The 25,584-nt window shown below is 66.1% G+C and carries 27 protein-coding genes and 4 tRNA genes; all 31 read right to left on the reverse strand.

Going from position 1 to position 25,584, the window contains the following annotated elements:
• Positions 1-8 precede the first annotated feature (8 nt).
• The 31 genes from rplE to BN3794_RS12370 all read right to left on the reverse strand — a co-directional run bounded on the left by rplE (position 9) and on the right by BN3794_RS12370 (position 25,553).
• Positions 9-554 (reverse strand): 50S ribosomal protein L5, encoded by a 546-nt coding sequence (rplE, locus tag BN3794_RS12220; RefSeq protein WP_066097639.1) that lies wholly within the window; start codon positions 552-554, stop codon positions 9-11.
• 11 nt (positions 555-565) lie between these two features.
• Complete coding sequence (gene rplX, locus BN3794_RS12225) at positions 566-883, reverse strand: 50S ribosomal protein L24 (RefSeq protein ID WP_066097642.1); 318 nt, start codon at positions 881-883, stop codon at positions 566-568.
• Between the two features lie 15 nt (positions 884-898).
• Positions 899-1,267: a 50S ribosomal protein L14 gene (gene rplN, locus BN3794_RS12230; RefSeq protein ID WP_013535986.1), complete on the reverse strand. Its 369-nt coding sequence runs from the start codon at positions 1,265-1,267 to the stop codon at positions 899-901.
• 14 nt (positions 1,268-1,281) lie between these two features.
• Entirely contained in the window at positions 1,282-1,551 is a 270-nt protein-coding gene (rpsQ, locus tag BN3794_RS12235; RefSeq protein ID WP_066097644.1) for a 30S ribosomal protein S17, read from the reverse strand.
• Between the two features lie 11 nt (positions 1,552-1,562).
• Positions 1,563-1,751, reverse strand: a complete 189-nt coding sequence (gene rpmC, locus BN3794_RS12240) for a 50S ribosomal protein L29 (protein WP_066097646.1) — start codon at positions 1,749-1,751, stop codon at positions 1,563-1,565.
• On the reverse strand, positions 1,751-2,164 hold the full coding sequence (gene rplP, locus BN3794_RS12245; RefSeq protein WP_066097648.1) for a 50S ribosomal protein L16: 414 nt from the start codon (positions 2,162-2,164) through the stop codon (positions 1,751-1,753). The genes rpmC and rplP overlap by 1 nt, the downstream gene beginning before the upstream one ends.
• Before the next feature lie 5 nt (positions 2,165-2,169).
• Positions 2,170-2,892 (reverse strand): 30S ribosomal protein S3, encoded by a 723-nt coding sequence (gene rpsC, locus BN3794_RS12250; RefSeq protein ID WP_066097650.1) that lies wholly within the window; start codon positions 2,890-2,892, stop codon positions 2,170-2,172.
• A 2-nt stretch (positions 2,893-2,894) separates the two neighbouring features.
• Positions 2,895-3,230, reverse strand: a complete 336-nt coding sequence (gene rplV / locus BN3794_RS12255) for a 50S ribosomal protein L22 (protein WP_066097652.1) — start codon at positions 3,228-3,230, stop codon at positions 2,895-2,897.
• A 12-nt stretch (positions 3,231-3,242) separates the two neighbouring features.
• Positions 3,243-3,509, reverse strand: a complete 267-nt coding sequence (rpsS, locus tag BN3794_RS12260) for a 30S ribosomal protein S19 (RefSeq protein WP_066097654.1) — start codon at positions 3,507-3,509, stop codon at positions 3,243-3,245.
• A 6-nt stretch (positions 3,510-3,515) separates the two neighbouring features.
• On the reverse strand, positions 3,516-4,343 hold the full coding sequence (gene rplB, locus BN3794_RS12265) for a 50S ribosomal protein L2 (RefSeq protein WP_066097656.1): 828 nt from the start codon (positions 4,341-4,343) through the stop codon (positions 3,516-3,518).
• 10 nt (positions 4,344-4,353) lie between these two features.
• Complete coding sequence (rplW, locus tag BN3794_RS12270; RefSeq protein WP_066097658.1) at positions 4,354-4,653, reverse strand: 50S ribosomal protein L23; 300 nt, start codon at positions 4,651-4,653, stop codon at positions 4,354-4,356.
• A complete protein-coding gene (gene rplD / locus BN3794_RS12275; RefSeq protein WP_066098849.1) occupies positions 4,650-5,255 on the reverse strand; it encodes a 50S ribosomal protein L4 in 606 nt (201 codons plus the stop codon). The genes rplW and rplD overlap by 4 nt, the downstream gene beginning before the upstream one ends.
• A 12-nt stretch (positions 5,256-5,267) precedes the next feature.
• Positions 5,268-5,918 carry a 50S ribosomal protein L3 gene (gene rplC, locus BN3794_RS12280; RefSeq protein WP_066097660.1) on the reverse strand — a complete coding sequence of 217 codons (651 nt, stop codon included), beginning with the start codon at positions 5,916-5,918 and terminating at the stop codon, positions 5,268-5,270.
• 11 nt (positions 5,919-5,929) lie between these two features.
• Positions 5,930-6,241 (reverse strand): 30S ribosomal protein S10, encoded by a 312-nt coding sequence (gene rpsJ, locus BN3794_RS12285; protein WP_005408208.1) that lies wholly within the window; start codon positions 6,239-6,241, stop codon positions 5,930-5,932.
• Between the two features lie 413 nt (positions 6,242-6,654).
• Positions 6,655-7,845, reverse strand: coding sequence for an elongation factor Tu (gene tuf / locus BN3794_RS12290; protein WP_066097662.1), 1,191 nt, complete (start codon positions 7,843-7,845; stop codon positions 6,655-6,657).
• Positions 7,846-7,892: 47 nt separating this feature from the next.
• Positions 7,893-10,013, reverse strand: a complete 2,121-nt coding sequence (gene fusA / locus BN3794_RS12295) for an elongation factor G (protein WP_066097664.1) — start codon at positions 10,011-10,013, stop codon at positions 7,893-7,895.
• Between the two features lie 136 nt (positions 10,014-10,149).
• Positions 10,150-10,617 (reverse strand): 30S ribosomal protein S7, encoded by a 468-nt coding sequence (rpsG, locus tag BN3794_RS12300; RefSeq protein ID WP_066097666.1) that lies wholly within the window; start codon positions 10,615-10,617, stop codon positions 10,150-10,152.
• Between the two features lie 12 nt (positions 10,618-10,629).
• Entirely contained in the window at positions 10,630-11,004 is a 375-nt protein-coding gene (gene rpsL / locus BN3794_RS12305; protein WP_066097668.1) for a 30S ribosomal protein S12, read from the reverse strand.
• A gap of 212 nt (positions 11,005-11,216) precedes the next feature.
• On the reverse strand, positions 11,217-15,446 hold the full coding sequence (gene rpoC / locus BN3794_RS12310; RefSeq protein WP_066097670.1) for a DNA-directed RNA polymerase subunit beta': 4,230 nt from the start codon (positions 15,444-15,446) through the stop codon (positions 11,217-11,219).
• An 86-nt stretch (positions 15,447-15,532) separates the two neighbouring features.
• Entirely contained in the window at positions 15,533-19,723 is a 4,191-nt protein-coding gene (gene rpoB / locus BN3794_RS12315; protein WP_066097672.1) for a DNA-directed RNA polymerase subunit beta, read from the reverse strand.
• A 249-nt stretch (positions 19,724-19,972) separates the two neighbouring features.
• Complete coding sequence (gene rplL / locus BN3794_RS12320) at positions 19,973-20,344, reverse strand: 50S ribosomal protein L7/L12 (protein ID WP_066097674.1); 372 nt, start codon at positions 20,342-20,344, stop codon at positions 19,973-19,975.
• Positions 20,345-20,408: 64 nt separating this feature from the next.
• Positions 20,409-20,936 carry a 50S ribosomal protein L10 gene (gene rplJ / locus BN3794_RS12325; RefSeq protein ID WP_066097676.1) on the reverse strand — a complete coding sequence of 176 codons (528 nt, stop codon included), beginning with the start codon at positions 20,934-20,936 and terminating at the stop codon, positions 20,409-20,411.
• A gap of 493 nt (positions 20,937-21,429) precedes the next feature.
• Positions 21,430-22,128 carry a 50S ribosomal protein L1 gene (gene rplA, locus BN3794_RS12330; protein ID WP_066097678.1) on the reverse strand — a complete coding sequence of 233 codons (699 nt, stop codon included), beginning with the start codon at positions 22,126-22,128 and terminating at the stop codon, positions 21,430-21,432.
• 3 nt (positions 22,129-22,131) lie between these two features.
• Positions 22,132-22,560: a 50S ribosomal protein L11 gene (rplK, locus tag BN3794_RS12335; protein ID WP_066097679.1), complete on the reverse strand. Its 429-nt coding sequence runs from the start codon at positions 22,558-22,560 to the stop codon at positions 22,132-22,134.
• 196 nt (positions 22,561-22,756) lie between these two features.
• Positions 22,757-23,314 (reverse strand): transcription termination/antitermination protein NusG, encoded by a 558-nt coding sequence (gene nusG, locus BN3794_RS12340; RefSeq protein WP_066097681.1) that lies wholly within the window; start codon positions 23,312-23,314, stop codon positions 22,757-22,759.
• Between the two features lie 13 nt (positions 23,315-23,327).
• Positions 23,328-23,738 carry a preprotein translocase subunit SecE gene (secE, locus tag BN3794_RS12345; RefSeq protein ID WP_066098851.1) on the reverse strand — a complete coding sequence of 137 codons (411 nt, stop codon included), beginning with the start codon at positions 23,736-23,738 and terminating at the stop codon, positions 23,328-23,330.
• Between the two features lie 62 nt (positions 23,739-23,800).
• Positions 23,801-23,876 (reverse strand) — tRNA-Trp (locus BN3794_RS12350).
• A gap of 99 nt (positions 23,877-23,975) precedes the next feature.
• Positions 23,976-25,166: an elongation factor Tu gene (tuf, locus tag BN3794_RS12355; RefSeq protein ID WP_066097662.1), complete on the reverse strand. Its 1,191-nt coding sequence runs from the start codon at positions 25,164-25,166 to the stop codon at positions 23,976-23,978.
• A 73-nt stretch (positions 25,167-25,239) separates the two neighbouring features.
• Positions 25,240-25,315: transfer RNA gene (locus BN3794_RS12360), tRNA-Thr, on the reverse strand.
• A 47-nt stretch (positions 25,316-25,362) separates the two neighbouring features.
• A tRNA-Gly gene (locus tag BN3794_RS12365) sits at positions 25,363-25,436 on the reverse strand.
• Positions 25,437-25,467: 31 nt separating this feature from the next.
• Positions 25,468-25,553, reverse strand: a tRNA-Tyr gene (locus BN3794_RS12370).
• Positions 25,554-25,584: the final 31 nt, after the last annotated feature.

The raw sequence follows: 25,584 nt of genomic DNA on the forward strand, positions 1-25,584 counted from the left end.
CCTACGGATCAGTTGCGGAAGGGGAACTTGAACGCCGCGAGCAGCGCCTTGGCTTCGGCGTCGGTCTTGGCGGTCGTCGTGATGGCGATATCCATGCCGCGGAGCGCATCGACGGCGTCGAAGTCGATTTCCGGGAAGATGATCTGTTCCTTCACGCCCATGTTGAAGTTGCCGCGACCGTCGAACGAGCGACCGGAGATACCCCGGAAGTCGCGCACGCGCGGCAGCGCGATGTTGATCAGGCGGTCCAGGAACTCGAACATCTTGTCGCGGCGCAGGGTCGTCTTGCAGCCGATCGGCCAGCCATCGCGGATCTTGAAGGAGGCCACCGAGATGCGCGACTTGGTCACCACCGGCTTCTGGCCGGCGATCTTGGCCATGTCGGCGACGGCATTCTCCAGGACCTTCTTGTTGGTGGCAGCCTCGCCCACGCCCATGTTGAGCGTGACCTTGACCAGCCGCGGCACCTGCATCGGGTTGGCATAGCCGAACTGCTTCATCAGCGCCGGCACCACTTCTTCCTGGTAGATCTTTTCGAGACGGGGAGTCGTCATTGGGTCATTCCTCAGGCGTCGAGCGCCTCACCGCTGGAGCGGAACACACGCAGTTTGCGTCCATCCTCCAGCACCTTGAAGCCAACGCGTTCGCCCTTGCCCGTGGCCGGGTTCAGCAGCTGCACGTTGGAGATATGGATCGAGGACTCGCGCTCGACCACGCCGCCGGCGACACCCGCCTGCGGATTCGGCTTGGTATGGCGCTTGACGATGTTCACGTTGGCGACGACCACGCGGTCGCCGTCGACGCGGACGACTTCGCCCTGCTTGCCCTTGTCCTTGCCGGTGATGACGACGACCTGGTCGCCCTTCTTGATACGGTTAGCCATGTTTGTGTCCTCAGCTCACAGCACTTCGGGAGCGAGCGAGACGATCTTCATGAACTTCTCGGAACGCAGTTCACGGGTGACCGGCCCGAAGATGCGGGTACCGATCGGCTCCTGCTTGTTGTTGAGCAGGACCGCGGCGTTGCCGTCGAAGCGGATCAGCGAACCGTCCGGGCGACGCACGCCCTTGCGGGTACGCACCACGACCGCGTCGTAGACCTCGCCCTTCTTCACCTTGCCGCGCGGGATCGCGTCCTTCACGGTCACCTTGATGATGTCGCCGATGCCGGCATAACGGCGCTTGGAGCCGCCCAGCACCTTGATGCACATCAGTTCCTTGGCGCCGGAATTGTCGGCGGCGTCCAGGTAGCTCTGCATCTGGATCATGATTCAGATCTCCCTTACTCGGCCGCGCGGGTGACGATTTCCACCACCCGCCAGTTCTTGGTCTTGGACAGCGGCGCGATTTCCGTCACGCGGACGACGTCGCCCTCGTGGCAGGCGTTGTCGGCGTCGTGGGCGTGCAGCTTGGTCGAGCGCTTGATGTACTTGCCGTACAGCGGGTGCTTGACCTGACGCTCGACCAGGACGGTCACCGTCTTGTCCATCTTGTTGCTAACGACGCGGCCTTCGACCGTGCGCAGCGTCTTGCTTTCAGTGTTCTCGCTCATCGCGGCGGTCCTTACTTGGTGCTGCCGAGCAGGGTCTTGACGCGAGCGATCTCGCGCCGCACCCGGCGGGTTTCGTGGGTCTTCGGCAGCTGACCGGTGACCTGCTGCATGCGCAGCGCGAACTGCTCCTTGCGCAGGTCGCCCAGCTGGGCCTTCAGCTCATCGGCCGACTTCTCGCGGAGTTCCTTGATCGTAGCCATCAGCGCACCGTCCGGGTCACGAATTGGGTGGTCACCGAGAGCTTGGCCGCGGCCAGGCGGAACGCTTCGCGCGCCTGCTCCTCGGTGATGCCCTCGATCTCATAGATCATGCGGCCCGGCTGGATCTGGGCGACCCAGTACTCGACGTTGCCCTTACCGGAGCCCATACGCACCTCGATGGGCTTCTTGGTGATCGGCTTGTCGGGGAACACGCGGATCCACATCTTGCCGCCGCGCTTGACGTAGCGGCTGATCGTGCGGCGGGCCGCCTCGATCTGGCGCGCGGTCAGCTGGCCGTGGGCGGTAGCCTTCAGGCCGTACTCGCCGAAGCTGACGGCGTTGCCGCTCCAGCTCAGGCCGTCGTTGCGGCCCTTCATGACCTTGCGGTATTTGGTTCGCTTGGGTTGCAACATTGCCGTTACCTCGCTTCACGCGGCTGGCGGGGAGCACGCTCGCGGTCGCCGCGCTCGCGCGGAGCCGCTTCCTCGGACTTCTCCTGGCCGACCTGGGCGAAGTCGAAGATCTCGCCCTTGTAGATCCACACCTTGATGCCGATGATGCCGTAGGTCGTCTTGGCCTCGGCAAAACCGTAATCGATGTCCGCACGCAGGGTGTGCAGCGGCACGCGGCCTTCGCGGTACCACTCCGAACGGGCGATTTCCGCACCGTTGAGGCGGCCGGCGACGTTGACCTTGATGCCCAGGGCACCCAGGCGCATCGCGTTGCCGACCGAGCGCTTCATCGCACGGCGGAACATGATGCGGCGCTCCAGCTGCTGGGCGATCGACTCGGCCACCAGCTGCGCGTCGAGCTCGGGCTTGCGCACCTCGGTGACGTTGATGTGCGCCGGGACGCCCATCATCTCGCTCACTTCCTTGCGCAGCTTCTCGATGTCCTCGCCGCGCTTGCCGATCACCACGCCCGGGCGGGCGGTGTGGATCGTCACGCGCGCGGTCTTGGCCGGGCGCTCGATCAGGATCTTGCTGATGCCCGCCTGCGCCAGCTTCTTGCGCAGCATCTCGCGCACCTTCAGGTCGGCCGCCAGGTAGGCGGCGTACTCGCCCTTGTTGGCGTACCACTTGGAATTCCAGTCCTTGGCGATGCCCAGGCGGATTCCGGTCGGATGAACTTTGTGACCCATCGTTATTTGCCCTCGCCCACGACCACGGTGATGTGGCTGGTGCGCTTGAGAATGCGCGTGCCGCGGCCCTTGGCGCGGGCCATGAAGCGCTTCAGGGTCGGACCTTCATCCACCATGATGGTCTTGACCTTCAGCTCGTCGATATCGGCGCCCTGGTTGTTCTCGGCATTGGCGATCGCCGACTCCACCACCTTCTTGATCAGGTGGGCAGCCTTCTTGTCGGAGAACTTCAGCAGGTTGACGGCGCGCTCGGCGGACAGGCCACGCACCTGGTCGGCGACCAGGCGGGCCTTCTGCGGGGAGATGCGCGCGGTGCGCAGGATGGCTTTCGCTTCCATAGTCATCTCTCCTTACTTCGACTTCTTGTCGCCACCGTGACCCTTGAAGGTCCGGGTGACGGCAAATTCGCCGAGCTTGTGGCCGACCATGTTCTCGTTGACCAGCACCGGAACGTGGTTCTTGCCGTTGTGCACGGCGATGGTGATTCCCACCATCTCCGGCAGGATCATCGAACGGCGCGACCAGGTCTTGATCGGCCTCTTGCTGTTGCCCGCAGCCTCCACCTTCTTGATCAGGTGGTGATCGACGAACGGGCCTTTCTTCAGTGAACGTGCCATGGTCGATTAGCCCCTACGATCGCGGACGATGAAATGCTGGGTGCGCTTGTTGTGGCGCGTCTTGTAACCCTTGGTCGGCACACCCCACGGGGTGACCGGGTGCGGATTACCCTGGCCGGCCTTGGCCTCACCACCGCCGTGCGGGTGATCGACCGGGTTCATGGCCGCACCGCGGACGGTCGGCTTGACGCCGCGCCAGCGCTTGGCGCCGGCCTTGCCCAGCTTCTCCAGGTTGTGCTCGACATTGCCGACCTCGCCGATGGTGGCGTGGCACTCGGCCGGCACCTTGCGCATCTCGCCCGAGCGCAGGCGCAGCGTGGCGTAGATGCCCTCGCGGGCCACCAGCTGCACGCCGGCGCCGGCGGCGCGGGCGATCTGGGCGCCCTTGCCGGGCTTGAGCTCGATCGCGTGCACCGTGGTGCCGACCGGGATGTTGCGCAGCGGCAGGGTGTTGCCGGTCTTGATCGGCGCATGCGCGCCGGAGATGACCTGGTCGCCGGCCTTCAGGCCCTTGGGGGCGATGATGTAGCGGCGCTCGCCGTCGACGTAGCACAGCAGGGCGATGTGGGCGGTGCGGTTGGGATCGTATTCGATCCGCTCCACGCGCGCCGGGATGCCTTCCTTGTTGCGCTTGAAGTCGATGATGCGGTAGTGCTGCTTGTGGCCACCGCCGATGTGGCGGGTGGTGATCCGGCCGTGGTTGTTGCGGCCGCCGCTCTTGCTCTGCTTCTCGAGCAGGGCCGCGTGCGGAGCACCCTTGTGCAGATCAGGCGTGACCACGCGCACGGCCGAACGGCGGCCGGCGGAGGTGGGCTTGAATTTCATCAGTGGCATGGGATGTACCTCAGGCCTTGGCCGTTACGTCGATGGACTGGCCATCGGCCAGGCGCACGTACGCCTTGCGCCAATCGCCGCGGCGGCCGGCGCGGTTACGGAAGGACTTGTTCTTGCCCTTCACGTTGACCACGTTCACCGCATCGACCTTGACGTCGAACAGCTGCTCGACGGCGGCCTTCACGTCAGCCTTGGTGGCTTCGCTGGAGACCTCGAAGACGTACTGGTTGGAGAGTTCCTGCAGGCGCGCGGTCTTCTCGGAGACACGCGGCGCGCGCAGGACGCTGAAAATCTTCTCGTTGGCGCTCATGCCAGCCACTCCTCGACCTTCTTGACCGCATCGGCGGTGATCACGACGGTGTCGGCACCGACCAGGGCGACCGGGTCCAGGCCCTGCACGTCGCGGACCTGCACGTAGGGCAGGTTGCGGGCGGACAGGTACAGGTGCTCGGAAGCCTCCTCGGTGACGATCAGCGGACGCGCACCGACATCCAGCCCCTTGAGCTTCTCGACCAGGCCCTTGGTCTTGGTGGCCTCGACGTCGAAGCCCTCCACGACCTTCAGGCGACCCTGGCGGTTCAGCTCGGAGAAGATGGCCGCGATGGCCGCGCGGTACTGCTTGCGGTTGACCTTCTGGTCGAAGCTGCGCGGCTTGGCCGCGAAGGCCACGCCGCCGCCGACGAAGATCGGAGCGGTCAGCGCGCCGTGGCGGGCACCGCCGCCCTTCTGCTTCTTGGACTTCTTGGTGGTGCCGGCGACTTCCGAACGGGTCTTCTGCGCCTTGGTACCGGCGCGGGCGGCGTTGCGGAAAGCGACGACGACCTGGTGGACCAGATCCTCGCTGAACGCGCGATCGAAGACGGCGTCGGAGACCGAGACCTTGTTGTTGCTACCCGTGATAACGAGTTCCATCGTCATCTCTCCTTAAGCCTTGCTGGCCGGACGGACGATCACGTCGCCACCGGCGGCACCGGGGACGGCGCCGCGGATCGCGATCAGACCACGCTTGACGTCGACCTTGACCACTTCCAGGTTCTGCGTGCTCTGCTGCACCGAACCCATGTGGCCGGACATCTTCTTGCCGGGGAACACGCGACCGGGCGTCTGGCGCTGGCCGATCGAGCCGGGGGCGCGATGCGACAGCGAGTTACCGTGGGTGGCATCACCCATGCGGAAGTTGTGACGCTTGATGGTGCCCTGGAAGCCCTTGCCCTTGGTCACGCCCTGGACGTCGACGATCTGGCCGACTTCGAAAACGTCGGCCTTGATCTCGCTGCCGACGGCGAAGTCGCCGATCTTGGCGTCGTCCACGCGGAACTCCCACAGGCCGCGACCGGCTTCCACCTTCGCCTTGGCGAAGTGGCCGGCTTCCGGCTTGTTCACCAGGGCGGCGCGGCGGCTGCCCACGGTGACCTGCACGGCGCTGTAGCCATCGGCCTCGACGGTCTTGATCTGGGCGATGCGGTTCGGGGTGGCCTCGATGAGGGTCACCGGCACCGAACGGCCGTCCTCGGTGAACAGGCGGCTCATGCCGGCCTTGCGGCCCACGAAGCCCAACGAATATTTCTTCGTCATGGTCGTAGTCCTCAGGTCAACTTGATCTGCACGTCGACACCGGCAGCCAGTTCGAGCTTCATCAGCGCGTCCACGGTCTTGTCGTTGGGGTCGACGATGTCGAGCACGCGCTTGTGCGTGCGGGTCTCGTACTGGTCGCGCGCGTCCTTGTCGACGTGCGGGGACACCAGGACGGTGTAGCGTTCGATCTTGGTCGGCAGCGGGATCGGGCCGCGCACCTGCGCGCCAGTCCGCTTGGCCGTCTCGACGATCTCGCTGGCCGAACGGTCGATCAGACGATGATCGAACGCCTTCAGCCGAATCCGGATCTTTTGGTCCGCCATGACGGGGGTTCCTTCGTTGAAAGAGCGACGGGCGAGGCCTCTGGGATGCCTGCCCCGGATGTTCCTGCGTGATGAGCCACGTATCCGCCGGATACGCGGCGAGCCGCATCCAGCGGCCCAAAAACTGAGGCAGCCCGGTCACCCGGCCTGCCCAGACGGAAAAGTATAGAGCGCAATACCGAGCGCGTCAAACCTGACGCGAACCGATGGCGCGACCTTCCCGGTCTGGCGAACACGAGCGGCGTCCTGCCTCTCTTTTCGCGGTTGTTTCAGCCTCGCAATCCGACCCAGGGATTGCAGGGGCCGGCATTCTACACCAGAAAAATCGCGTCCGCCATACCCCTGGCACCGGAAAAACAAAAAAAGCGGGCGACCCACCGGCCGCCCGCTTCTTCCGCCAGACCGGCCGGGTATTACTTGATGATCTTGGCGACCACGCCGGCGCCGACGGTACGGCCGCCCTCGCGGATGGCGAAGCGCAGGCCCTCGTCCATCGCCACCGGGTGGATCAGGGTGACCGTCATCTTGATGTTGTCGCCCGGCATCACCATCTCCACGCCTTCCGGCAGCTGCACCGCGCCGGTGATGTCGGTGGTGCGGAAGTAGAACTGCGGACGGTAGCCCTTGAAGAACGGGGTGTGGCGGCCGCCCTCGTCCTTGCTCAGCACGTACACCTCGGCCTCGAACTCGGTGTGCGGGGTGATCGTGCCCGGCTTGGCCAGCACCTGCCCACGCTCGACCTCGTCACGCTTGGTGCCGCGCAGCAGCAGGCCCGCGTTGTCGCCCGCCTGGCCCTGGTCCAGCAGCTTGCGGAACATCTCCACGCCGGTGACCGTGGTCTTGGTCGTCGGACGGATGCCCACGATCTCCACTTCGTCGCCCACCTTGATGATGCCGCGCTCGATACGACCGGTCACCACGGTGCCGCGGCCCGAGATCGAGAACACGTCTTCCACCGGCATCAGGAACGGCTTGTCGACGTCGCGCTCCGGGGTCGGGATGTAGGTGTCCAGCGCATCGACCAGCTTGATGATCGCCGGCACGCCGATGTCGCTCTGGTCGCCTTCCAGCGCCTTCAGCGCCGAACCCTTGATGATCGGGGTGTCATCGCCCGGGAAGTCGTACTTGCTCAGCAGCTCGCGCACTTCCATCTCGACCAGCTCGAGCAGCTCCTCGTCGTCCACCATGTCGGCCTTGTTCAGGAACACGACGATGTACGGCACGCCCACCTGGCGGGCCAGCAGGATGTGCTCGCGCGTCTGCGGCATCGGGCCGTCCGCGGCCGACACCACCAGGATCGCGCCGTCCATCTGCGCCGCACCGGTGATCATGTTCTTCACGTAGTCGGCGTGGCCGGGGCAATCCACGTGCGCGTAGTGGCGCGTCGGGGATTCGTACTCCACGTGCGCCGTGGAGATCGTGATGCCGCGCGCCTTCTCTTCCGGCGCCGCGTCGATCGCGTCGTACGCCTTGAACTCGCCGCCAAAGCGCTCGGCACCCACCTTCGTCAGCGCCGCGGTCAGCGTGGTCTTGCCATGGTCGACGTGGCCGATGGTGCCCACGTTCACGTGCGGCTTGGTGCGTTCGAACTTACCCTTGGACATGGATTTCTACCTTCTAGCTTGGATTGGGGAGAAAGGGCCGAATCGGCTCAGCCCTTCTTGACGACCGTTTCGGCGATGTTGGCCGGCGCTTCTTCGTAATGGTCGAATTCCATCGTGAAGGTGGCGCGGCCCTGGCTCATCGAACGCAGCGCGGTGGCATAGCCGAACATCTCGCCCAGCGGGATCATCGCGTTGATGATCTTGCCCGACGGGCTGTCGTCCTGACCCTGCAGCACGCCGCGGCGACGGCTCACGTCGCCCATCACGTCGCCGAGGTAATCCTCGGGCGTGACGATCTCGACCTTCATGATCGGCTCCAGCAACACCGGGCTGGCCTTGGCGAAGCCCTGCTTGAACGCCATCGAGGCGGCCAGCTTGAACGCCATTTCCGAGGAGTCGACGTCATGGTACGAACCGAAGGTCAGGCGCGCCTTGACGCCCACCACCGGGAAGCCCGCCAGCGGACCGGAGGTGATCGTCTCGCGCAGGCCCTTCTCGACCGCCGGGATGAACTCCTTCGGGATCACGCCGCCGGTGATCTCGTTGACGAACAGGAAATCGTCCTTGACGCCCGCGTCCTGGCGCTCCTCCTCGGTCATCGGGGCCATCTTGATGACCACGTGGCCGTACTGGCCCTTGCCGCCGGACTGCTTGGCGTGCTTGTAGTCGGACTCGACTTCCTTGCGGATCGTCTCGCGGTAGGCCACCTGCGGCTTGCCGACGTTGGCCTCGACGTTGAACTCGCGGCGCATGCGGTCGACGATGATGTCCAGGTGCAGCTCGCCCATGCCGGAGATGATGGTCTGGCCGGACTCCTCGTCGGTACGCACGCGGAAGGACGGATCCTCCTGCGCCAGGCGGCTGAGGGCGTTGCCCATCTTCTCCTGGTCGGACTTGGTCTTCGGCTCGACTGCCATCGAGATCACCGGGTCCGGGAAGCTCATGCGCTCGAGCACGATCGGCGCGTCCTGGGCGCACAGGGTGTCACCGGTGGTGACGTCCTTCAGGCCCACGGCCGCGGCGATGTCGCCGGCCAGCACTTCCTTGATCTCGTCGCGCTGGTTGGAATGCATCTGCAGCAGGCGGCCGATGCGCTCCTTCTTGCCCTTGACCGAGTTCAGCACCTGGTCGCCGGCATTGAGCGTGCCGGAATAGACGCGGAAGAAGGTCAGCGAGCCGACGAACGGGTCGGTCATGATCTTGAACGCCAGCGCGGAGAACGGCGCCTTGTCGCTGGACTCGCGGGTCAGCTCCTTGCTCTCGTCGTCCACGTCCACGCCCTTCACCGGCGGCACGTCCACCGGCGACGGCAGCAGGTGCACCACGCCGTCGAGCATGGCCTGCACGCCCTTGTTCTTGAACGCCGAGCCGCAGAACATCGGCACGATCTCGGTCTTCAGGGTGCGCTCGCGCAGGCCGTCGAGGATTTCCTCCTCGCTCAGGTCGCCGTCGGACAGGTACTTGTCCATCAGCTCCTCGCTGGCCTCGGCCGCGGCCTCGACCATGAACGCGCGCGCCTCCGCGGCTTCCTCGGCCAGCTCGGCCGGGACATCGCGGTACTCGAACTTGGTGCCCTGCGAGGCGGCATCCCAGTGGATGGCCTTCATCTTGACCAGGTCGACCACGCCCTCGAAGCCGTCCTCGGCGCCGATCGGCAGCTGCATCGGCACCGCATAGGCACCCAGGCGGGTCTTGAGCTGGTCGACGACCTTGTGGAAGTTGGCGCCGGTGCGGTCCATCTTGTTGACGAACGCGATGCGCGGCACGTGGTACTTGTTGGCCTGGCGCCACACCGTCTCGGACTGCGGCTGCACGCCGCCGACCGCGCACAGCACGAACACCGCGCCGTCGAGCACGCGCAGCGAACGCTCCACCTCGATGGTGAAGTCCACGTGCCCGGGGGTGTCGATGATGTTGAAGCGGTACTGCGGCAGGGACTTGTCCATCCCAGTCCAGAACGCGGTGGTCGCGGCCGAGGTGATGGTGATGCCGCGCTCCTGCTCCTGCTCCATCCAGTCCATCACCGCAGCGCCGTCATGCACCTCGCCGATCTTGTGGCTGACGCCGGTGTAGAACAGGATGCGCTCGGACGTGGTGGTCTTGCCGGCATCGATGTGGGCCATGATGCCGAAGTTGCGGTAACGCTCGATGGGAGTGGTACGAGCCACGGGAGCCTCTCAGATTTCTCGGATTTCGGATGGCCGAACGCCGCCTTGCGGCGGCCTTCGGATTGATGCGGCGCACGATGCGCCTATTGCACCCAGATGGGGCTGGCGGGCCTTGCCTGCAAGGCCCGCCGGGAGATCACCAGCGATAATGGGCGAAGGCCTTGTTGGCCTCGGCCATGCGGTGGGTCTCTTCGCGCTTCTTGATGGCGCCGCCACGGTTCTCCGAGGCATCCAGCAGCTCGGCCGCAAGCTTGCGCGGCATCGAGTTCTCGCCGCGCTTGCGCGCGGATTCGATCAGCCAGCGCATGGCCAGCGCAACGCGACGGGAAGCGCGGACCTCGACCGGGACCTGGTAGGTGGCACCACCGACGCGACGGGACTTGACCTCGACCGTCGGCGCCACGTTGTCGAGCGCCTTCTGGACCAGCTCGATGGCATTGGGATTCTTCTCGCCGATGACGTCCATCGCGCCATAGACGATCTTCTCGGCAACCGACTTCTTGCCACTCTGCATCACCATGTTGATGAAGCGGGCAATGGTTTCGCTGCCATGCTTGGGGTCAGGCAGGACGGTGCGCTGCGGAGCAGAACCTTTACGGGACATTGTTTGTTTTCCTTAGCTCTTCGGACGCTTGGCGCCGTACTTGGAACGCGCCTGGCGACGCTTGGCCACGCCGGCGGCATCGAGCGAGCCGCGGATGGTGTGGTAGCGCACGCCGGGGAGGTCCTTGACACGGCCGCCGCGGATCAGGACTACCGAGTGCTCCTGAAGGTTGTGGCCTTCGCCGCCGATGTAGCTGATGACCTCTTCCTGATTGGTCAGGCGGACCTTGGCTACCTTGCGCAGCGCGGAGTTCGGCTTCTTGGGGGTGGTGGTGTAGACGCGGGTGCAGACGCCACGGCGCTGCGGGCACTTATCCAGCGCCGGAGACGCGCTCTTGTACGTGGCCGCCTGCCGCGGCTTGCGGACCAGCTGGTTGATCGTCGCCATCAGTGGATTCTTTTCTGAATGAGGCCCGGAGGCCGGACGTGAAAACGAAGGCAGGCCGACGGACGGCCTGCCAAGACAGACAAGTATAGAGGACTGCCAAATCCAGCGTCAACTGCAACGGATTTGTCAATCCCGCCCCTTCCCGGGACCGCTAACGGGGCGTCCCTGCCCCGTTCGACGGTGGCCGGCGCACCGGGCGCCGGCCGTCCGCATCACTCCTCCCCGGCCTCGCCGGCCGCCGGGGCGGCGGTCTCGGTCTCGGCTTCGGCCACCGGGGCGGCTCCGCCGGCCAGCGTCTCCATCTCCGACTCGGTGAGACCGGAGGCGTTGCGACGGCGCTGGCTGTGGTAGGTCAGGCCGGTGCCGGCCGGGATCAGGCGACCGACGATCACGTTCTCCTTCAGGCCGCGCAGGTGGTCGCGGGTACCGCGCACGGCCGCCTCGGTCAGCACGCGGGTGGTCTCCTGGAACGAGGCCGCGGAGATGAACGACTCGGTCGCCAGCGAGGCCTTGGTGATGCCCAGCAGCACCGGCTCGTACTGCGCCGGCAGCTCGTTGCGCGCCACCAGCCTGGCGTTCTCCTCGATCACGCGCTGCTTCTCGACCTGCTCGCCGGCCAGGAACTTGCTGGCGCCGGCGTCGCTGATCTCGACCTTGCGCAGCATCTGGCGGGTGATCACCTCGATGTGCTTGTCGTTGATCTTCACGCCCTGCAGCCGGTACACGTCCTGGATCTCCTTGACCAGGTAGGCGGCCAGGTCGCTGACGCCCTTCAGGCGCAGGATGTCCTGCGGGCTCGGCTCGCCGTCCACCACGGTCTCGCCCTTGGTCACGTGCTCGCCCTCGAACACGATGATCTGGCGGTACTTCGGGATCAGCTCCTCGTGCTCGTTGCCTTCCGGATCCTTGATGATCAGCCGCTGCTTGCCCTTGGTGTCCTTGCCGAAGCTGACCACGCCGGAACGCTCGGCCAGTACCGCCGGGTCCTTGGGCTTGCGCGCCTCGAACAGGTCGGCCACGCGCGGCAGACCACCGGTGATGTCGCGGGTCTTGGACGCCTCCTGCGGGATCTTGGCGACCACGTCGCCGACGCCGACCGCGGCGCCGTCCTGCAGGTTGACGATCGAGCGCGGCGGCAGCAGGTACTGCGCCGGCAGGTCGGTGCCCGGGATCGACAGGTCGTTGCCGTCCTTGTCGACGATGCGCACCAGCGGGCGCAGGTCCTTGCCCTGCGAGCCGCGACGCTTCGGATCGGTGATCTCGCGCGAGGCCAGGCCGGTCAGCTCGTCGGTCTTCTCGATGACGGTGATGCCGTCGATGAAGTCCACGAAGCGGACGAAACCGGCCACTTCCGAGACGATCGGGTGGTTGTGCGGATCCCAGTGGGCCACGGTCTGGCCGATCTTGACCGCCTCGCCGTCCTTGACGGTGATGGTGGCGCCGTAGGCCAGCTTGTAGCGCTCGCGCTCGCGGCCCTGGGCATCGAGCACGGACACCTCGCCCGAACGCGACACCGCCACCAGCGAACCGTTGCCGTGCTCGACCGACTTGAGGTTGTTGAACTTCACCGAACCGGTGGTCTTGACGGTGATATTGTCCACGGCGGCGGCACGCGAAGCCGCGCCACCGATGTGGAACGTACGCATGGTCAGCTGGGTGCCCGGCTCGCCGATCGACTGCGCGGCGATGACGCCCACCGACTCGCCGATGTTGACCAGGTGGCCACGCGCCAGGTCACGGCCGTAGCAGTGCGCGCACACGCCGAACGGCGATTCGCAGGTGATGGTCGAACGCACCTTCACCGCCTGCACGCCCAGCTCTTCCAGTTTGGCCGCCCACGGCTCGTCGATCAGCGTGTTGCGGGTGATCACCGGCTCGTCGTCGTTGCCCGGCAGGTACACGTCCTCGGCCACGACACGGCCCAGCACGCGGTCCTTCAACGGCTCGACCACGTCGCCGCCTTCCACGATCGGGGTCATGATCAGGCCGCCATGCGTGCCGCAGTCGGGCTCGGTCACCACCACGTCCTGGGCCACGTCGACCAGGCGGCGGGTCAGGTAACCGGAGTTCGCCGTCTTCAGCGCGGTGTCGGCCAGGCCCTTTCGCGCGCCGTGGGTGGAGTTGAAGTATTCCTGCACGTTCAGGCCTTCGCGGAAGTTGGCCTTGATGGGCGTCTCGATGATCGAGCCATCCGGACGCGCCATCAGGCCGCGCATGCCGGCCAGCTGGCGGATCTGCGCCTGCGAACCACGGGCACCGGAGTCGGCCATGATGTACAGCGAGTTCATCGACTTCTGCTTGACCTGCTCGCCCTTGGCGTTGGTCACCACCTCGGTACCGATGGTGTCCATCATCGCCTTGGCGATGCGCTCGTTGGTGCGCGACCAGATATCGACCACCTTGTTGTAGCGCTCGCCGGCGGTGACCAGGCCGGACTGGTACTGCTCCTGGATCTCCAGCACTTCCTTCTCGGCCTCGCCCAGGATCGCCTTCTTCTCGGCCGGGATCAGCATGTCGTCGATGCCGATGGACACGCCGGCGCGCGTGGAATACGCGTAGCCGGTGTACATCAGCTTGTCGGCGAACACGACCGTGTCCTTCAGGCCCAGGCGGCGGTAGCTGGCGTTGATCAGCCGCGAGATGTTCTTCTTGCTCATCTCGGTGTTGGCCAGCTCGAACGGCAGGCCCTCGGGCAGGATCTCGCTCAGCAGCGCGCGCCCGACCGTGGTGTCCACGATCGAGGTCTTCTTGCTGCGGTTGCCTTCGGCGTCGATCTCGGTCTCGGTGATGCGCACCTTGACCTTGGCGTGCAGCTCGACCACGCGGTTGTCGTAGGCGCGCTTCACCTCGTTGGTGTTGGCGAACACCATGCCCTCGCCCTTCTTGTTCTCCAGGGCGCGGCTCATGTAGTACAGGCCCAGCACCACGTCCTGCGACGGCACGATGATCGGCTCGCCGTTGGCCGGCGACAGGATGTTGTTGGTGGACATCATCAGCGCGCGCGCTTCCAGCTGGGCCTCCAGGCTCAGCGGCACGTGCACGGCCATCTGGTCACCGTCGAAGTCGGCGTTGAACGCGGTGCACACCAGCGGGTGCAGCTGGATGGCCTTGCCCTCGATCAGCAGCGGCTCGAACGCCTGGATGCCGAGGCGGTGCAGGGTCGGCGCGCGGTTCAGCAGCACCGGATGCTCGCGGATGACTTCCTCCAGGATGTCCCAGACCTCGCCTTCCTCGCGCTCGACCAGCTTCTTGGCGGCCTTGATCGTGGTGGCCAGGCCGCGACGCTGCAGCTTGGCGAACACGAACGGCTTGAACAGCTCCAGCGCCATCTTCTTCGGCAGGCCGCACTGGTGCAGCTTCAGGTACGGACCGACGGTGATCACCGAACGGCCGGAGTAGTCCACGCGCTTGCCGAGCAGGTTCTGGCGGAACCGGCCCTGCTTGCCCTTGATCATGTCGGCCAGCGACTTCAGCGGGCGCTTGTTGGTGCCGGTGATGGCACGGCCGCGGCGGCCGTTGTCCAGCAGCGCGTCCACCGACTCCTGCAGCATGCGCTTCTCGTTGCGCACGATGATGTCCGGCGCATTGAGCTCGAGCAGGCGGCGCAGGCGGTTGTTGCGGTTGATGACGCGGCGGTACAGGTCGTTCAGGTCGGAGGTCGCGAAGCGGCCGCCGTCCAGCGGCACCAGCGGACGCAGGTCCGGCGGCAGCACCGGCAGCACGGTCATGACCATCCACTCCGGACGGTTGCCCGACTCCAGGAACGCCTCGACCAGCTTGATGCGCTTGGTCAGGCGCTTGAGCTTGGTCTCCGAACCGGTACCGGCGATCTCCTCGCGCAGGCGGGTCATCTCCGACTGCAGGTCGATCGTGCGCAGCAGGTCGTAGACCGCCTCGGCGCCCATGGCGGCGTCGAAGTCGTCGCCGTACTCCTGGCGCGCGGTCAGGTACTGCTCCTCGGTCAGCAGCTGGCGCTTCTCGAGCGGGGTCAGGCCCGGCTCGGTCACCACGTAGGCCTCGAAGTACAGCACGCGCTCGATGTCGCGCAGGGTCATGTCCAGCATCAGGCCGATGCGCGAGGGCAGCGACTTGAGGAACCAGATGTGCGCGACCGGGCTGGCCAGGTCGATGTGGCCCATGCGCTCGCGGCGCACCTTGGCCAGGGTGACCTCGGTGCCGCACTTCTCGCAGATCACGCCGCGGTGCTTCATGCGCTTGTACTTGCCGCACAGGCACTCGTAGTCCTTGATCGGCCCGAAGATGGCCGCGCAGAACAGGCCGTCGCGCTCCGGCTTGAAGGTACGGTAGTTGATGGTCTCCGGCTTCTTCACCTCGCCGTAGGACCACGAGCGGATCAGCTCGGGCGAAGCCAGGCCAATCTTGATCGCGTCGAAGTCCAGCGTCTGGCGCTGCTGGTTGAAGAGATTGAGCAGGTCTTTCATTTTGTTTCTCCGTCAGGAGGAATGCGTTTCGATGGAGGCGGGGACGGCGATGCGGGCGCGCACCCTTGGATGCGCGCCCGTGTGCATCAGGTGTCTTCCAGCTCCATGTTGATGCCCAGCGAGCGGATTTCCTTGACCAGCACGTTGAAGGACTCCGGCATGCCGGCGACCATCTCGTAGTTGCCGTCGACGATGTTCTTGTACATCTGGTTGCGGCCCTGCACGTCGTCGGACTTCACCGTCAGCATTTCCTGCAGGGTGTAGGCCGCGCCGTAGGCTTCCAGCGCCCAGACTTCCATCTCGCCGAAGCGCTGGCCGCCGAACTGCGCCTTGCCGCCCAGCGGCTGCTGGGTGACGAGCGAGTACGGGCCGGTCGAGCGCGCGTGCATCTTGTCGTCGACCAGGTGGTGCAGCTTCAGGTAGTGCATGTAGCCCACCGTGGTCTTGCGGTCGAACGCCTCGCCGGTGCGGCCGTCGTACAGCTGCATCTGCGTCTTGCTGGCGTTGAAGCCGAGCTTGACCGTTTCCGGGGCGTCGCTCGGGTAGGCCAGCTCCAGCATCGAGCGGATCTCGTCCTCCTGGGCACCGTCGAACACCGGGGTGGCCATCGGCACGCCGTCGGTCAGGTTGCGCGCCAGGCCGATCAGCTCCTCGTCGCTGAACTGGCCCAGGTCGACGCGCTCGCCGGTCTGCGCGGCATCGTGGTTGTAGATCCTGCCCAGGAACTCGCGCAGCTCGCTCACCGCGCGCTGCTCGTCGAGCATCTTCTGGATGCGCTTACCCAGGCCCTTGGCGGCCCAGCCCAGGTGCACTTCCAGGATCTGCCCGATGTTCATGCGCGAGGGCACGCCCAGCGGGTTGAGCACGATGTCCACCGAGGTGCCGTCGGCCATGTACGGCATGTCCTCGACCGGCACGACGTTGGAGACCACACCCTTGTTGCCGTGGCGGCCGGCCATCTTGTCGCCCGGCTGGATGCGGCGCTTCACCGCCAGGAACACCTTCACCATCTTCAGCACGCCCGGGGCGAGGTCGTCGCCCTGGGTGATCTTGCCGCGCTTGTCGGCGAAGCGGCGCTCGAACTCCTTCTCGTGCACAGCGATCTGGTTCTGGGCGCGCTCGATGGCCTCGGAGGCCTCCTCGTCCTTCATGCGCAGCACGAACCAGTCGGACTTCTTCAGCCCGTCCAGGTAGGCGTCGGTGACCGTGTCGCCCTTCTTCAGGCCCGGGCCGCCGTTGGCGACCTTGCCCACCAGCTGCGAGCGCAGGCGCGCGTAGATCGCCCCTTCCAGGATGCGGAACTGGTCGTCGAAGTCCTTCTTGACGCGCTTGATCTCGTTCTCCTCGATCTGGCGCGCGCGCTTGTCCTTCTCGATGCCGTCGCGGGTGAACACCTGCACGTCGATGACGGTGCCGTCCATGCCCGGCGGCACGCGCAGCGAGCTGTCCTTAACGTCGGAGGCCTTCTCGCCGAAGATCGCGCGCAGCAGCTTCTCCTCGGGGGTCAGCTGGCTCTCGCCCTTCGGGGTGACCTTGCCCACCAGGATGTCGCCCACGCGCACCTCGGCGCCGATGTACACCACGCCCGATTCGTCCAGGCGGCCCAGCGCCTGCTCGGAGACGTTGGGGATGTCCGCGGAGATCTCCTCCGGCCCCAGCTTGGTGTCGCGCGCCACGCAGGTCAGCTCCTCGATGTGGATCGTGGTGTAGCGATCCTCCTCCACCACGCGCTCGGAGAGCAGGATGGAGTCCTCGAAGTTGTAGCCGTGCCAGGGCATGAACGCGATCAGCATGTTCTGGCCCAGGGCCAGCTCGCCGATGTCGGTGGACGGGCCGTCGGCCAGCACGTCGCCACGCGCCACCACGTCGCCCACGTTCACCCGCGGACGCTGGTTGATACAGGTGTTCTGGTTGGAACGGGTGTACTTGATCAGCGGGTAGATATCCACGCCGGCATCGGTCTCGCCGACGATCTCCTCCTCGTTGACCTTGACCACCACGCGGCCGGCATCGATCTGCTCGATCACGCCGCCACGGCGCGCGTTCACGGTCACGCCCGAGTCGCGCGCCACGGCACGCTCGATGCCGGTACCCACCAGCGGCTTCTGCGCACGCAGGGTCGGCACCGCCTGGCGCTGCATGTTGGCGCCCATCAGCGCGCGGTTGGCGTCGTCGTGCTCCAGGAACGGGATCAGCGCCGCGGCGACCGAGACGGTCTGCATCGGCGAGACGTCCATGTAGTCCACTTCCGCCGGCGGCTTGAGCAGCGACTCGCCCTGGAAGCGGCACGGCACGAACTGCTCGGTGAGCTTGCCGGCGACGTCGGTCAGGGCGTTGGCCTGGGCGATGACGTACTCGTTCTCCTCGATCGCCGACAGGTACTCGACCTCGTCGGTGACCTTGCCGTCCACGACCTTGCGGTACGGCGTCTCCAGGAAGCCGTACTGGTTGGTGCGGGCGAACACGGCCAGCGAGTTGATCAGGCCGATGTTCGGGCCTTCGGGCGTCTCGATGGTGCACACGCGGCCGTAGTGGGTCGGATGCACGTCGCGCACCTCGAAGCCGGCGCGCTCGCGGGTCAGGCCGCCCGGGCCCAGCGCCGAGATGCGGCGCTTGTGGGTGACCTCCGACAGCGGGTTGTTCTGGTCCATGAACTGCGACAGCTGCGAGGAGCCGAAGAACTCCTTGATCGCGGCGGCGACGGGCTTGGCGTTGATCAGCTCCTGCGGGGTCAGGCCCTCGGACTCGGCCATCGACAGGCGCTCCTTGACCGCGCGCTCGACGCGGACCAGGCCCACGCGGAACACGTTCTCGGCCATCTCGCCGACCGAACGCACGCGGCGGTTGCCGAGGTGGTCGATATCGTCCACCGCGCCGCGGCCGTTGCGGATCTCGCACAGCACCTTGAGCACGTCGAGGATGTCGCTGGTCTCGCCGTTGTGGGCGACCAGACGCTTGGCCTCCTCGTCGTTGCGCTCGGAGAAGTACTGGTGGTCGTACAGCACGGCCTCGCCGGTGACTTCCTTGCGGCCGACGCGGCGGTTGAACTTCATCCGGCCGACCGTGGACAGGTCGTAGCGCTCGAAGGTGAAGAACAGGTTGTGGAACAGGTTCTGCGCGGCATCCTTGGTCGGCGGCTCGCCCGGGCGCATCATCCGGTAGATCTCGACCAGCGCCTCGAGCTGGGTCTTGGTCGGGTCGATGCGCAGGGTGTTGGACAGGTACGGACCGCGGTCGAGGTCGTTCACCCACAAGGTGCCGACCGCGTCCACGCCGGCCTTGCGGAACGCCGCCAGGTGGTCCTCGCTGATCTCGTCGTTGGCCGCGGCCAGCAGCTCGCCGGTGGTCGCATCGACCACGTCGTGCGACAGGATGCGCCCGACCAGGTACTCGTCGGGCACGGCCAGCGCGGCGATGCCCGACTGCTCGAGCTGGCGCACGTGGCGCGCGGTGATGCGCTTGCCGGCCTCGACGATGACCTTGTCGCCATCGGCCAGGTCGAAGTTCAGCGTCTCGCCGCGCAGGCGCTCGGGCACCAGCTCCAGCTGCACGCCCTCGTCCGGGTTGATGTGGAAGGTGTTGATCTCGAAGAACTCGGCGAGCATCTGCTCGTTGGAGTAGCCGAGCGCGCGCAGCAGGATCGACACCGGCAGCTTGCGGCGGCGGTCGATGCGGGTGTACAGCGCGTCCTTCGGGTCGAACTCGAAGTCCAGCCAGGAGCCGCGGTAGGGGATGATGCGGGCGCTGTACAGCAGCTTGCCCGAGCTGTGGGTCTTGCCGCGGTCATGGTCGAAGAACACGCCCGGCGAGCGGTGCAGCTGGGAGACGATGACGCGCTCGGTGCCGTTGACGATGAAGGTGCCGTTGTCGGTCATCAGCGGGATCTCGCCGAGGTAGACCTCCTGCTCCTTCACGTACTTGATGGCCTTGGTGGACGACTCGCGGTCGTAGATCACCAGGCGCACGGTCACCCGCAGCGGGGCGCCGTAGGACAGGCCGCGGTTGCGGCACTCGCGCTCGTCGAAGGCCGGCTCGCCCAGCTTGTAGCCGACGTATTCCAGCGCGGCGTTGCCGCTGTAGCTGGAGATCGGGAACACCGACTTCAGGGCCGCGTGCAGGCCGTGGTCCTTGCGCTTGGCCGGATCGATGTTCTCCTGCAGGAAATCGCGGTAGGAATCCACCTGGATGGCGAGCAGGTACGGCACCTCGAGGATCGAGCGCTGCTTGCCGAAGTCCTTGCGGATGCGCTTCTTTTCGGTGAACGAATAGGACGTCATGGAGTCTTCCACCTTGGCTGGTAGGCCGCGCGTCCGCGGCCGGAGGGGACATGAAGTTGTCAGTTGGAAGCTGCTGGTATTGCCGGCACCAGCACGCCATCTCCCGCCGCTTCCAACTACCAACTCCGCTACTGCAAGTTGGTTTTCGATGTGTTGCCGGAACGCGAGTTCCTGCAACGGCCAAAGGCCGGGGGCTTGCGCCCCCAGCCTTCAGTGCACCACCTGTCAGGACAGGCGGAACAAGTGCGATTACTTGACTTCGACGGTCGCGCCAGCGGCCTCGAGGTCCTTCTTCATCTTCTCGGCGTCGTCCTTGGACACGCCTTCCTTCAGTTCCTTCGGCGCGCTCTCGACCAGGTCCTTGGCCTCCTTCAGGCCCAGGCCGGTGATGGCACGCACGGCCTTGATGACCTCGACCTTCTTCTCGCCGACGGCCTTCAGCACGACGGTGAACTCGGTCTGCTCCTCGGCCGGGGCGGCGGCGGCCGGGCCGGCGGCCACGGCGACCGGGGCGGCGGCGGAGACGCCGAACTTCTCTTCGATCGCCTTGACCAGGTCAACCACTTCCATCAGGGACTTTTCGGCGATGGCGTCGACGATCTGCTCGTTGGTAAGGGACATTGTGTTTACCTTTGGATGATTTTCTGGGTTGGGGGTTCCGTCGGGAACCGCATTAACGTCGGACTCAGGCGGTCTCGGCAGCCGGCTCGGCGGCGACTTCGCCACCACCCTGCTTGTCGGCCACGGCCTTGACGGCACGGGCGAACATGGCGGCCGGCTCGATCAGCACGCGGGCCAGCATGGCCAGCGCCTGTTCGCGGGTCGGCAGCGAGGCCAGCACGTCGACGTGGCTCGGCGGGAACACTTCACCACCGACCGAGACGACCTTTGCCTGCAGCTTGTCGTTGGTCTTGGCGAACTCCTTGATCAGGCGCCCGGCAGCGCCGGGTTCCTCGGTCGAGAACGCATACAGCAGCGGACCGACGAGCTTGTCCTGGACGCACTCGTATTCGGTACCTGCCACGGCGCGCGCGGCCAGGGTGTTCTTGACAACCTTCAAGAACACGCCGGTCTCGCGGGCCTTCTTGCGCATCGCGGTCATCTGCTCGACCGTGATGCCTGCGTACTCGGCAGCGACCAGGGAGTGGGCCTTGGCGGCGACGTCGGCCAGTTCGGCGACGACTTCTTGCTTCTGGGACAGATTGAGAGCCATTGCACTCCTCCTGGCGGGACACGGATCGCGCACCGGCCTTGCGGCCGGCAGGCGGGCCGGGCCCTGCCTGAACACTCCGCTCGCGGCTCCTGCCGGTTGCGGTCCTGGACGGCTTCCTTCCTGGAGGCCGGGAACGCCCATGGCGTTCCTGTGGTGGCCGTACTGGACCTGGAGCAAGCCTGGCGGTCGTGCCGGGCGGAACCAGAAAACTCCAGAAGGGCGACACCATCTACGCAGGCCCGCCGTTGCCGGCCGGAATTAAGCCGCCCGCCTGGACCAGCGCGGACCGCACCTGCGGTCTTTGACGGGCCACTCCGGGCCGGGGCCCGGAGCAACGCCTTCAAAACCACTTGCCTGGCGGCGCGTCGCCGCTACCGCCGGGCAATCAATCCTTGCATCTTCACGATGCCCGCCTCGCCCCGGCGCGGCGACCTGCCTCCGGGACCGGGGACGAAGCCACCGTGCGCCACCGCGTGGCGCACGGCGCGGTGGATCACTTCAGCGCCAGCGAGGCCTGGTCCACGGCGACGCCGGGGCCCATGGTCGAGCTGAGCGAGATCTTCTGCAGGTAGGTACCCTTCGAGGTCGCCGGCTTGGCCTTGACCAGGTCGGCCAGCAGGGCCTGCAGGTTGCTCTTGAGCGCATCGTCGGCGAAATCGATCTTGCCGATGGTGCAGTGGATGATGCCGGCCTTGTCGGTGCGGTAGCGCACCTGGCCCGACTTGGCGTTCTTGACCGCCTCGCCCGGGTTCGGCGACACGGTGCCGACCTTCGGGTTGGGCATCAGGCCGCGCGGGCCCAGCACCGTACCGAGCTTGCCGACCACGCGCATGGCGTCCGGGGTGGCGATGACCACGTCGTAGTTCAGGTCGCCGGCCTGCATCTTCTCGGCCAGGTCTTCCATGCCCACCGCGTCGGCACCGGCGGCCAGGGCGTCATCGGCCTTGGCACCGGCCGGGGCGAACACGGCCACGCGCACGCTCTTGCCGGTGCCGGCGGGCAGCACGGTCGAGCCGCGCACCTGCTGGTCGGACTTCTTGGCGTCCACGCCCAGGCGCACGGCCACGTCCACGGCCTGGTTGAACTTGGCCTTGGCGGTATTCTTGATGATCTGCAGGGCTTCCTCGACCGGATAGGCCTTGCCCGGCTGCACGGCGGCGAGGATCGCCTTCTGTCGCTTGGTCTGTGCCATTGCTTAACCCTCCACCGTCAGGCCCATGGAACGGGCCGAGCCCGCGATCGTGCGCACCGCCGCGTCCAGGTCGGCCGCGGTCAGGTCGGGCTCCTTCGCCTTGGCGATCTCCTCGAGCTGCTTGCGCGTCACCTTGCCCACCTTCTCGGTGTTCGGGCGCTTGGAACCGGACTGGATGCCAGCCGCCTTCTTCAGCAGGATCGACGCCGGCGGCGTCTTGGTCACGAAGGTGAAGGTGCGGTCCGAATAGGCGGTGATCACCACCGGGATCGGCAGGCCCGGCTCGAGCTTCTGCGTGGCGGCATTGAACGCCTTGCAGAACTCCATGATGTTCAGGCCGCGCTGACCCAGCGCAGGACCGACAGGCGGCGAGGGATTGGCCTGGCCGGCCTTCACCTGCAGCTTGATGTAGCCAACTACTTTCTTAGCCATGGGATGGTTTCTCCGGGTGCGAACGCCTGTGAAGGCTCCCCATCGGGCCGGGAATCGCGCGTCCCGGCATCGCGTGTTGTACGGCGGCCCGCCTCACGCGGGCCCGGACACGCCAAGGCTCGCGAAAAGCGAGCCCGGCAGTATACCAGAATTTTCGACCGGTGCCGGAGGCACGGCCCGGCGTTCAGCTTCGGCCTCAGGCCTTCTCGACCTGCCCGAACTCCAGCTCCACCGGGGTGGAGCGGCCGAAGATCAGCACCGCCACGCGCAGGCGGCTCTTCTCGTAGTTGACTTCCTCGACCACGCCGTTGAAGTCGTTGAACGGCCCGTCGATGACGCGGACCATCTGCCCGGCCTCGAACAGCACCTTGGGCTTGGGCTTCTCGACGCCTTCCTGGACACGATCCAGGATCGCGGCCGCCTCGTCGTCGCGGATCGGCAGCGGGCGATCGGCGGTACCGCCGATGAAACCCATCACCTTCGGCGTTTCCTTCACCAGGTGCCAGCTCTCGCTGTCGATGCGCGGGATGCCGGCCTCCTCGTGGGTCTCGATCTGGACCAGCACGTAGCCGGGGAAGAACTTGCGCTCGGAACGGCGCTTCTGGCCGGAGCGCATTTCCACCACTTCCTCGGTGGGCACCAGGACCTCGCCGAAGCGCTCCTGCATTTCCAGGCGGGCGATACGCTCGCGCAGGGCCTGGGCAACCGACTTCTCGAAGCCCGAATAGGCGTGGACCACGTACCAACGCTTCACTGCAGCATCCTCCTCAACGACCCAGGAACCACTGGACCGCCTTCTGGATCAGGAAATCGAATCCCCCCAGCAGCAGGCTCAGCACGATCACGACCACGACCACGACCCAGGTGGTGCGCACGGCTTCCTGGCGGGTCGGCCAGACCACCTTGCGCAGCTCGAAGCGCGACTCGGACAGGAACTCGCGGGTTTCGCGCCCCTTGGCGGTCGCCATGAACACGGCGCCGCCGGCCACCAGGCCCACGATCACCGCCAGGGCGCGGATCTGCGTCGACCACGAACCCAGCACGGCGGCCTGGTCCTGCGCGGAGAACCAGAACCACACGAACAGACCGGCCACCACCAGCAGCGCGGAGATGACGTACTTGACGATGTCGCCGCCGGAAGCGGCTTCCGCCTTGGTTTGCTCGATCTTGCTGTTCAACTTGGCGCCGCTCTTCACCTGTTGGACCCGTTGCAGCCGGGCTGGCGGACGGATCCGCGGATTGGCACGCCAGGAGGGACTCGAACCCCCAACCTGCGGTTTTGGAGACCGCTGCTCTGCCAATTGAGCTACTGGCGTAGGAACTCCTTCATGCCCCTCCAGACGACGAAGGCGGACCGAGGACTCGGCCCGCCTCGCTCGCGGCCCGGCGGCTGCGACCGCCGGCGGGGCCGGGTATTACTTGATGATCTTGGCGACCACGCCGGCGCCGACGGTACGGCCGCCCTCGCGGATGGCGAAGCGCAGGCCCTCGTCCATCGCCACCGGGTGGATCAGGGTGACCGTCATCTTGATGTTGTCGCCCGGCATCACCATCTCCACGCCTTCCGGCAGCTGCACCGCGCCGGTGATGTCGGTGGTGCGGAAGTAGAACTGCGGACGGTAGCCCTTGAAGAACGGGGTGTGGCGGCCGCCCTCGTCCTTGCTCAGCACGTACACCTCGGCCTCGAACTCGGTGTGCGGGGTGATCGTGCCCGGCTTGGCCAGCACCTGCCCACGCTCGACCTCGTCACGCTTGGTGCCGCGCAGCAGCAGGCCCGCGTTGTCGCCCGCCTGGCCCTGGTCCAGCAGCTTGCGGAACATCTCCACGCCGGTGACCGTGGTCTTGGTCGTCGGACGGATGCCCACGATCTCCACTTCGTCGCCCACCTTGATGATGCCGCGCTCGATACGACCGGTCACCACGGTGCCGCGGCCCGAGATCGAGAACACGTCTTCCACCGGCATCAGGAACGGCTTGTCGACGTCGCGCTCCGGGGTCGGGATGTAGGTGTCCAGCGCATCGACCAGCTTGATGATCGCCGGCACGCCGATGTCGCTCTGGTCGCCTTCCAGCGCCTTCAGCGCCGAACCCTTGATGATCGGGGTGTCATCGCCCGGGAAGTCGTACTTGCTCAGCAGCTCGCGCACTTCCATCTCGACCAGCTCGAGCAGCTCCTCGTCGTCCACCATGTCGGCCTTGTTCAGGAACACGACGATGTACGGCACGCCCACCTGGCGGGCCAGCAGGATGTGCTCGCGCGTCTGCGGCATCGGGCCGTCCGCGGCCGACACCACCAGGATCGCGCCGTCCATCTGCGCCGCACCGGTGATCATGTTCTTCACGTAGTCGGCGTGGCCGGGGCAATCCACGTGCGCGTAGTGGCGCGTCGGGGATTCGTACTCCACGTGCGCCGTGGAGATCGTGATGCCGCGCGCCTTCTCTTCCGGCGCCGCGTCGATCGCGTCGTACGCCTTGAACTCGCCGCCAAAGCGCTCGGCACCCACCTTCGTCAGCGCCGCGGTCAGCGTGGTCTTGCCATGGTCGACGTGGCCGATGGTGCCCACGTTCACGTGCGGCTTGGTGCGTTCGAACTTACCCTTGGACATGGCTGCTTCTTCTCGATGATCGTGTTGTGTGGCTCGGCACCGGCTACTTGCCGCCGGACACGCCGTTCGAAAATGGTGCTCACGAATGGAATCGAACCATCGACCTCCTCCTTACCAAGGAGGTGCTCTACCGACTGAGCTACGTGAGCGTAGTTGTCTATTGTGGCATGAAGTCCCGCCGGATGGTACGGGTCAATGGAGCGGGAGACGGGAATCGAACCCGCACCATCAGCTTGGAAGGCTGAGGTTCTACCATTGAACTACTCCCGCACCGGAGTATGACAATGCCACAACGTGAAACTGGTGGAGGGAGGTGGATTCGAACCACCGAAGGCGTAAGCCAGCAGATTTACAGTCTGCCCCCGTTGGCCGCTTGGGTATCCCTCCGGGCTCCGTTCCCGCGCGATCCAGGATCGAT

The organism is Xanthomonas massiliensis (genome assembly GCF_900018785.1).
GTDB classification, from domain to species: Bacteria; Pseudomonadota; Gammaproteobacteria; order Xanthomonadales; family Xanthomonadaceae; genus Xanthomonas_B; species Xanthomonas_B massiliensis.

What these genes read in the sequence shown, in the direction of transcription:
- rplE (WP_066097639.1), bottom strand. Translation starts at nt 554, where the DNA reads ATGACGACTCCCCGTCTCGAAAAGATCTACCAGGAAGAAGTGGTGCCG.
- rplX (WP_066097642.1), bottom strand. Translation starts at nt 883, where the DNA reads ATGGCTAACCGTATCAAGAAGGGCGACCAGGTCGTCGTCATCACCGGC.
- rplN (WP_013535986.1), bottom strand. Translation starts at nt 1,267, where the DNA reads ATGATCCAGATGCAGAGCTACCTGGACGCCGCCGACAATTCCGGCGCC.
- rpsQ (WP_066097644.1), bottom strand. Translation starts at nt 1,551, where the DNA reads ATGAGCGAGAACACTGAAAGCAAGACGCTGCGCACGGTCGAAGGCCGC.
- rpmC (WP_066097646.1), bottom strand. Translation starts at nt 1,751, where the DNA reads ATGGCTACGATCAAGGAACTCCGCGAGAAGTCGGCCGATGAGCTGAAG.
- rplP (WP_066097648.1), bottom strand. Translation starts at nt 2,164, where the DNA reads ATGTTGCAACCCAAGCGAACCAAATACCGCAAGGTCATGAAGGGCCGC.
- rpsC (WP_066097650.1), bottom strand. Translation starts at nt 2,892, where the DNA reads ATGGGTCACAAAGTTCATCCGACCGGAATCCGCCTGGGCATCGCCAAG.
- rplV (WP_066097652.1), bottom strand. Translation starts at nt 3,230, where the DNA reads ATGGAAGCGAAAGCCATCCTGCGCACCGCGCGCATCTCCCCGCAGAAG.
- rpsS (WP_066097654.1), bottom strand. Translation starts at nt 3,509, where the DNA reads ATGGCACGTTCACTGAAGAAAGGCCCGTTCGTCGATCACCACCTGATC.
- rplB (WP_066097656.1), bottom strand. Translation starts at nt 4,343, where the DNA reads ATGCCACTGATGAAATTCAAGCCCACCTCCGCCGGCCGCCGTTCGGCC.
- rplW (WP_066097658.1), bottom strand. Translation starts at nt 4,653, where the DNA reads ATGAGCGCCAACGAGAAGATTTTCAGCGTCCTGCGCGCGCCGCGTGTC.
- rplD (WP_066098849.1), bottom strand. Translation starts at nt 5,255, where the DNA reads ATGGAACTCGTTATCACGGGTAGCAACAACAAGGTCTCGGTCTCCGAC.
- rplC (WP_066097660.1), bottom strand. Translation starts at nt 5,918, where the DNA reads ATGACGAAGAAATATTCGTTGGGCTTCGTGGGCCGCAAGGCCGGCATG.
- rpsJ (WP_005408208.1), bottom strand. Translation starts at nt 6,241, where the DNA reads ATGGCGGACCAAAAGATCCGGATTCGGCTGAAGGCGTTCGATCATCGT.
- tuf (WP_066097662.1), bottom strand. Translation starts at nt 7,845, where the DNA reads ATGTCCAAGGGTAAGTTCGAACGCACCAAGCCGCACGTGAACGTGGGC.
- rpsG (WP_066097666.1), bottom strand. Translation starts at nt 10,617, where the DNA reads ATGTCCCGTAAAGGTTCTGCTCCGCAGCGCACCGTCCTGCCTGACCCC.
- rpsL (WP_066097668.1), bottom strand. Translation starts at nt 11,004, where the DNA reads ATGGCGACGATCAACCAGCTGGTCCGCAAGCCGCGGCAGGCGGCCACG.
- rpoC (WP_066097670.1), bottom strand. Translation starts at nt 15,446, where the DNA reads ATGAAAGACCTGCTCAATCTCTTCAACCAGCAGCGCCAGACGCTGGAC.
- rpoB (WP_066097672.1), bottom strand. Translation starts at nt 19,723, where the DNA reads ATGACGTCCTATTCGTTCACCGAAAAGAAGCGCATCCGCAAGGACTTC.
- rplL (WP_066097674.1), bottom strand. Translation starts at nt 20,344, where the DNA reads ATGTCCCTTACCAACGAGCAGATCGTCGACGCCATCGCCGAAAAGTCC.
- rplJ (WP_066097676.1), bottom strand. Translation starts at nt 20,936, where the DNA reads ATGGCTCTCAATCTGTCCCAGAAGCAAGAAGTCGTCGCCGAACTGGCC.
- rplA (WP_066097678.1), bottom strand. Translation starts at nt 22,128, where the DNA reads ATGGCACAGACCAAGCGACAGAAGGCGATCCTCGCCGCCGTGCAGCCG.
- rplK (WP_066097679.1), bottom strand. Translation starts at nt 22,560, where the DNA reads ATGGCTAAGAAAGTAGTTGGCTACATCAAGCTGCAGGTGAAGGCCGGC.
- tuf (WP_066097662.1), bottom strand. Translation starts at nt 25,166, where the DNA reads ATGTCCAAGGGTAAGTTCGAACGCACCAAGCCGCACGTGAACGTGGGC.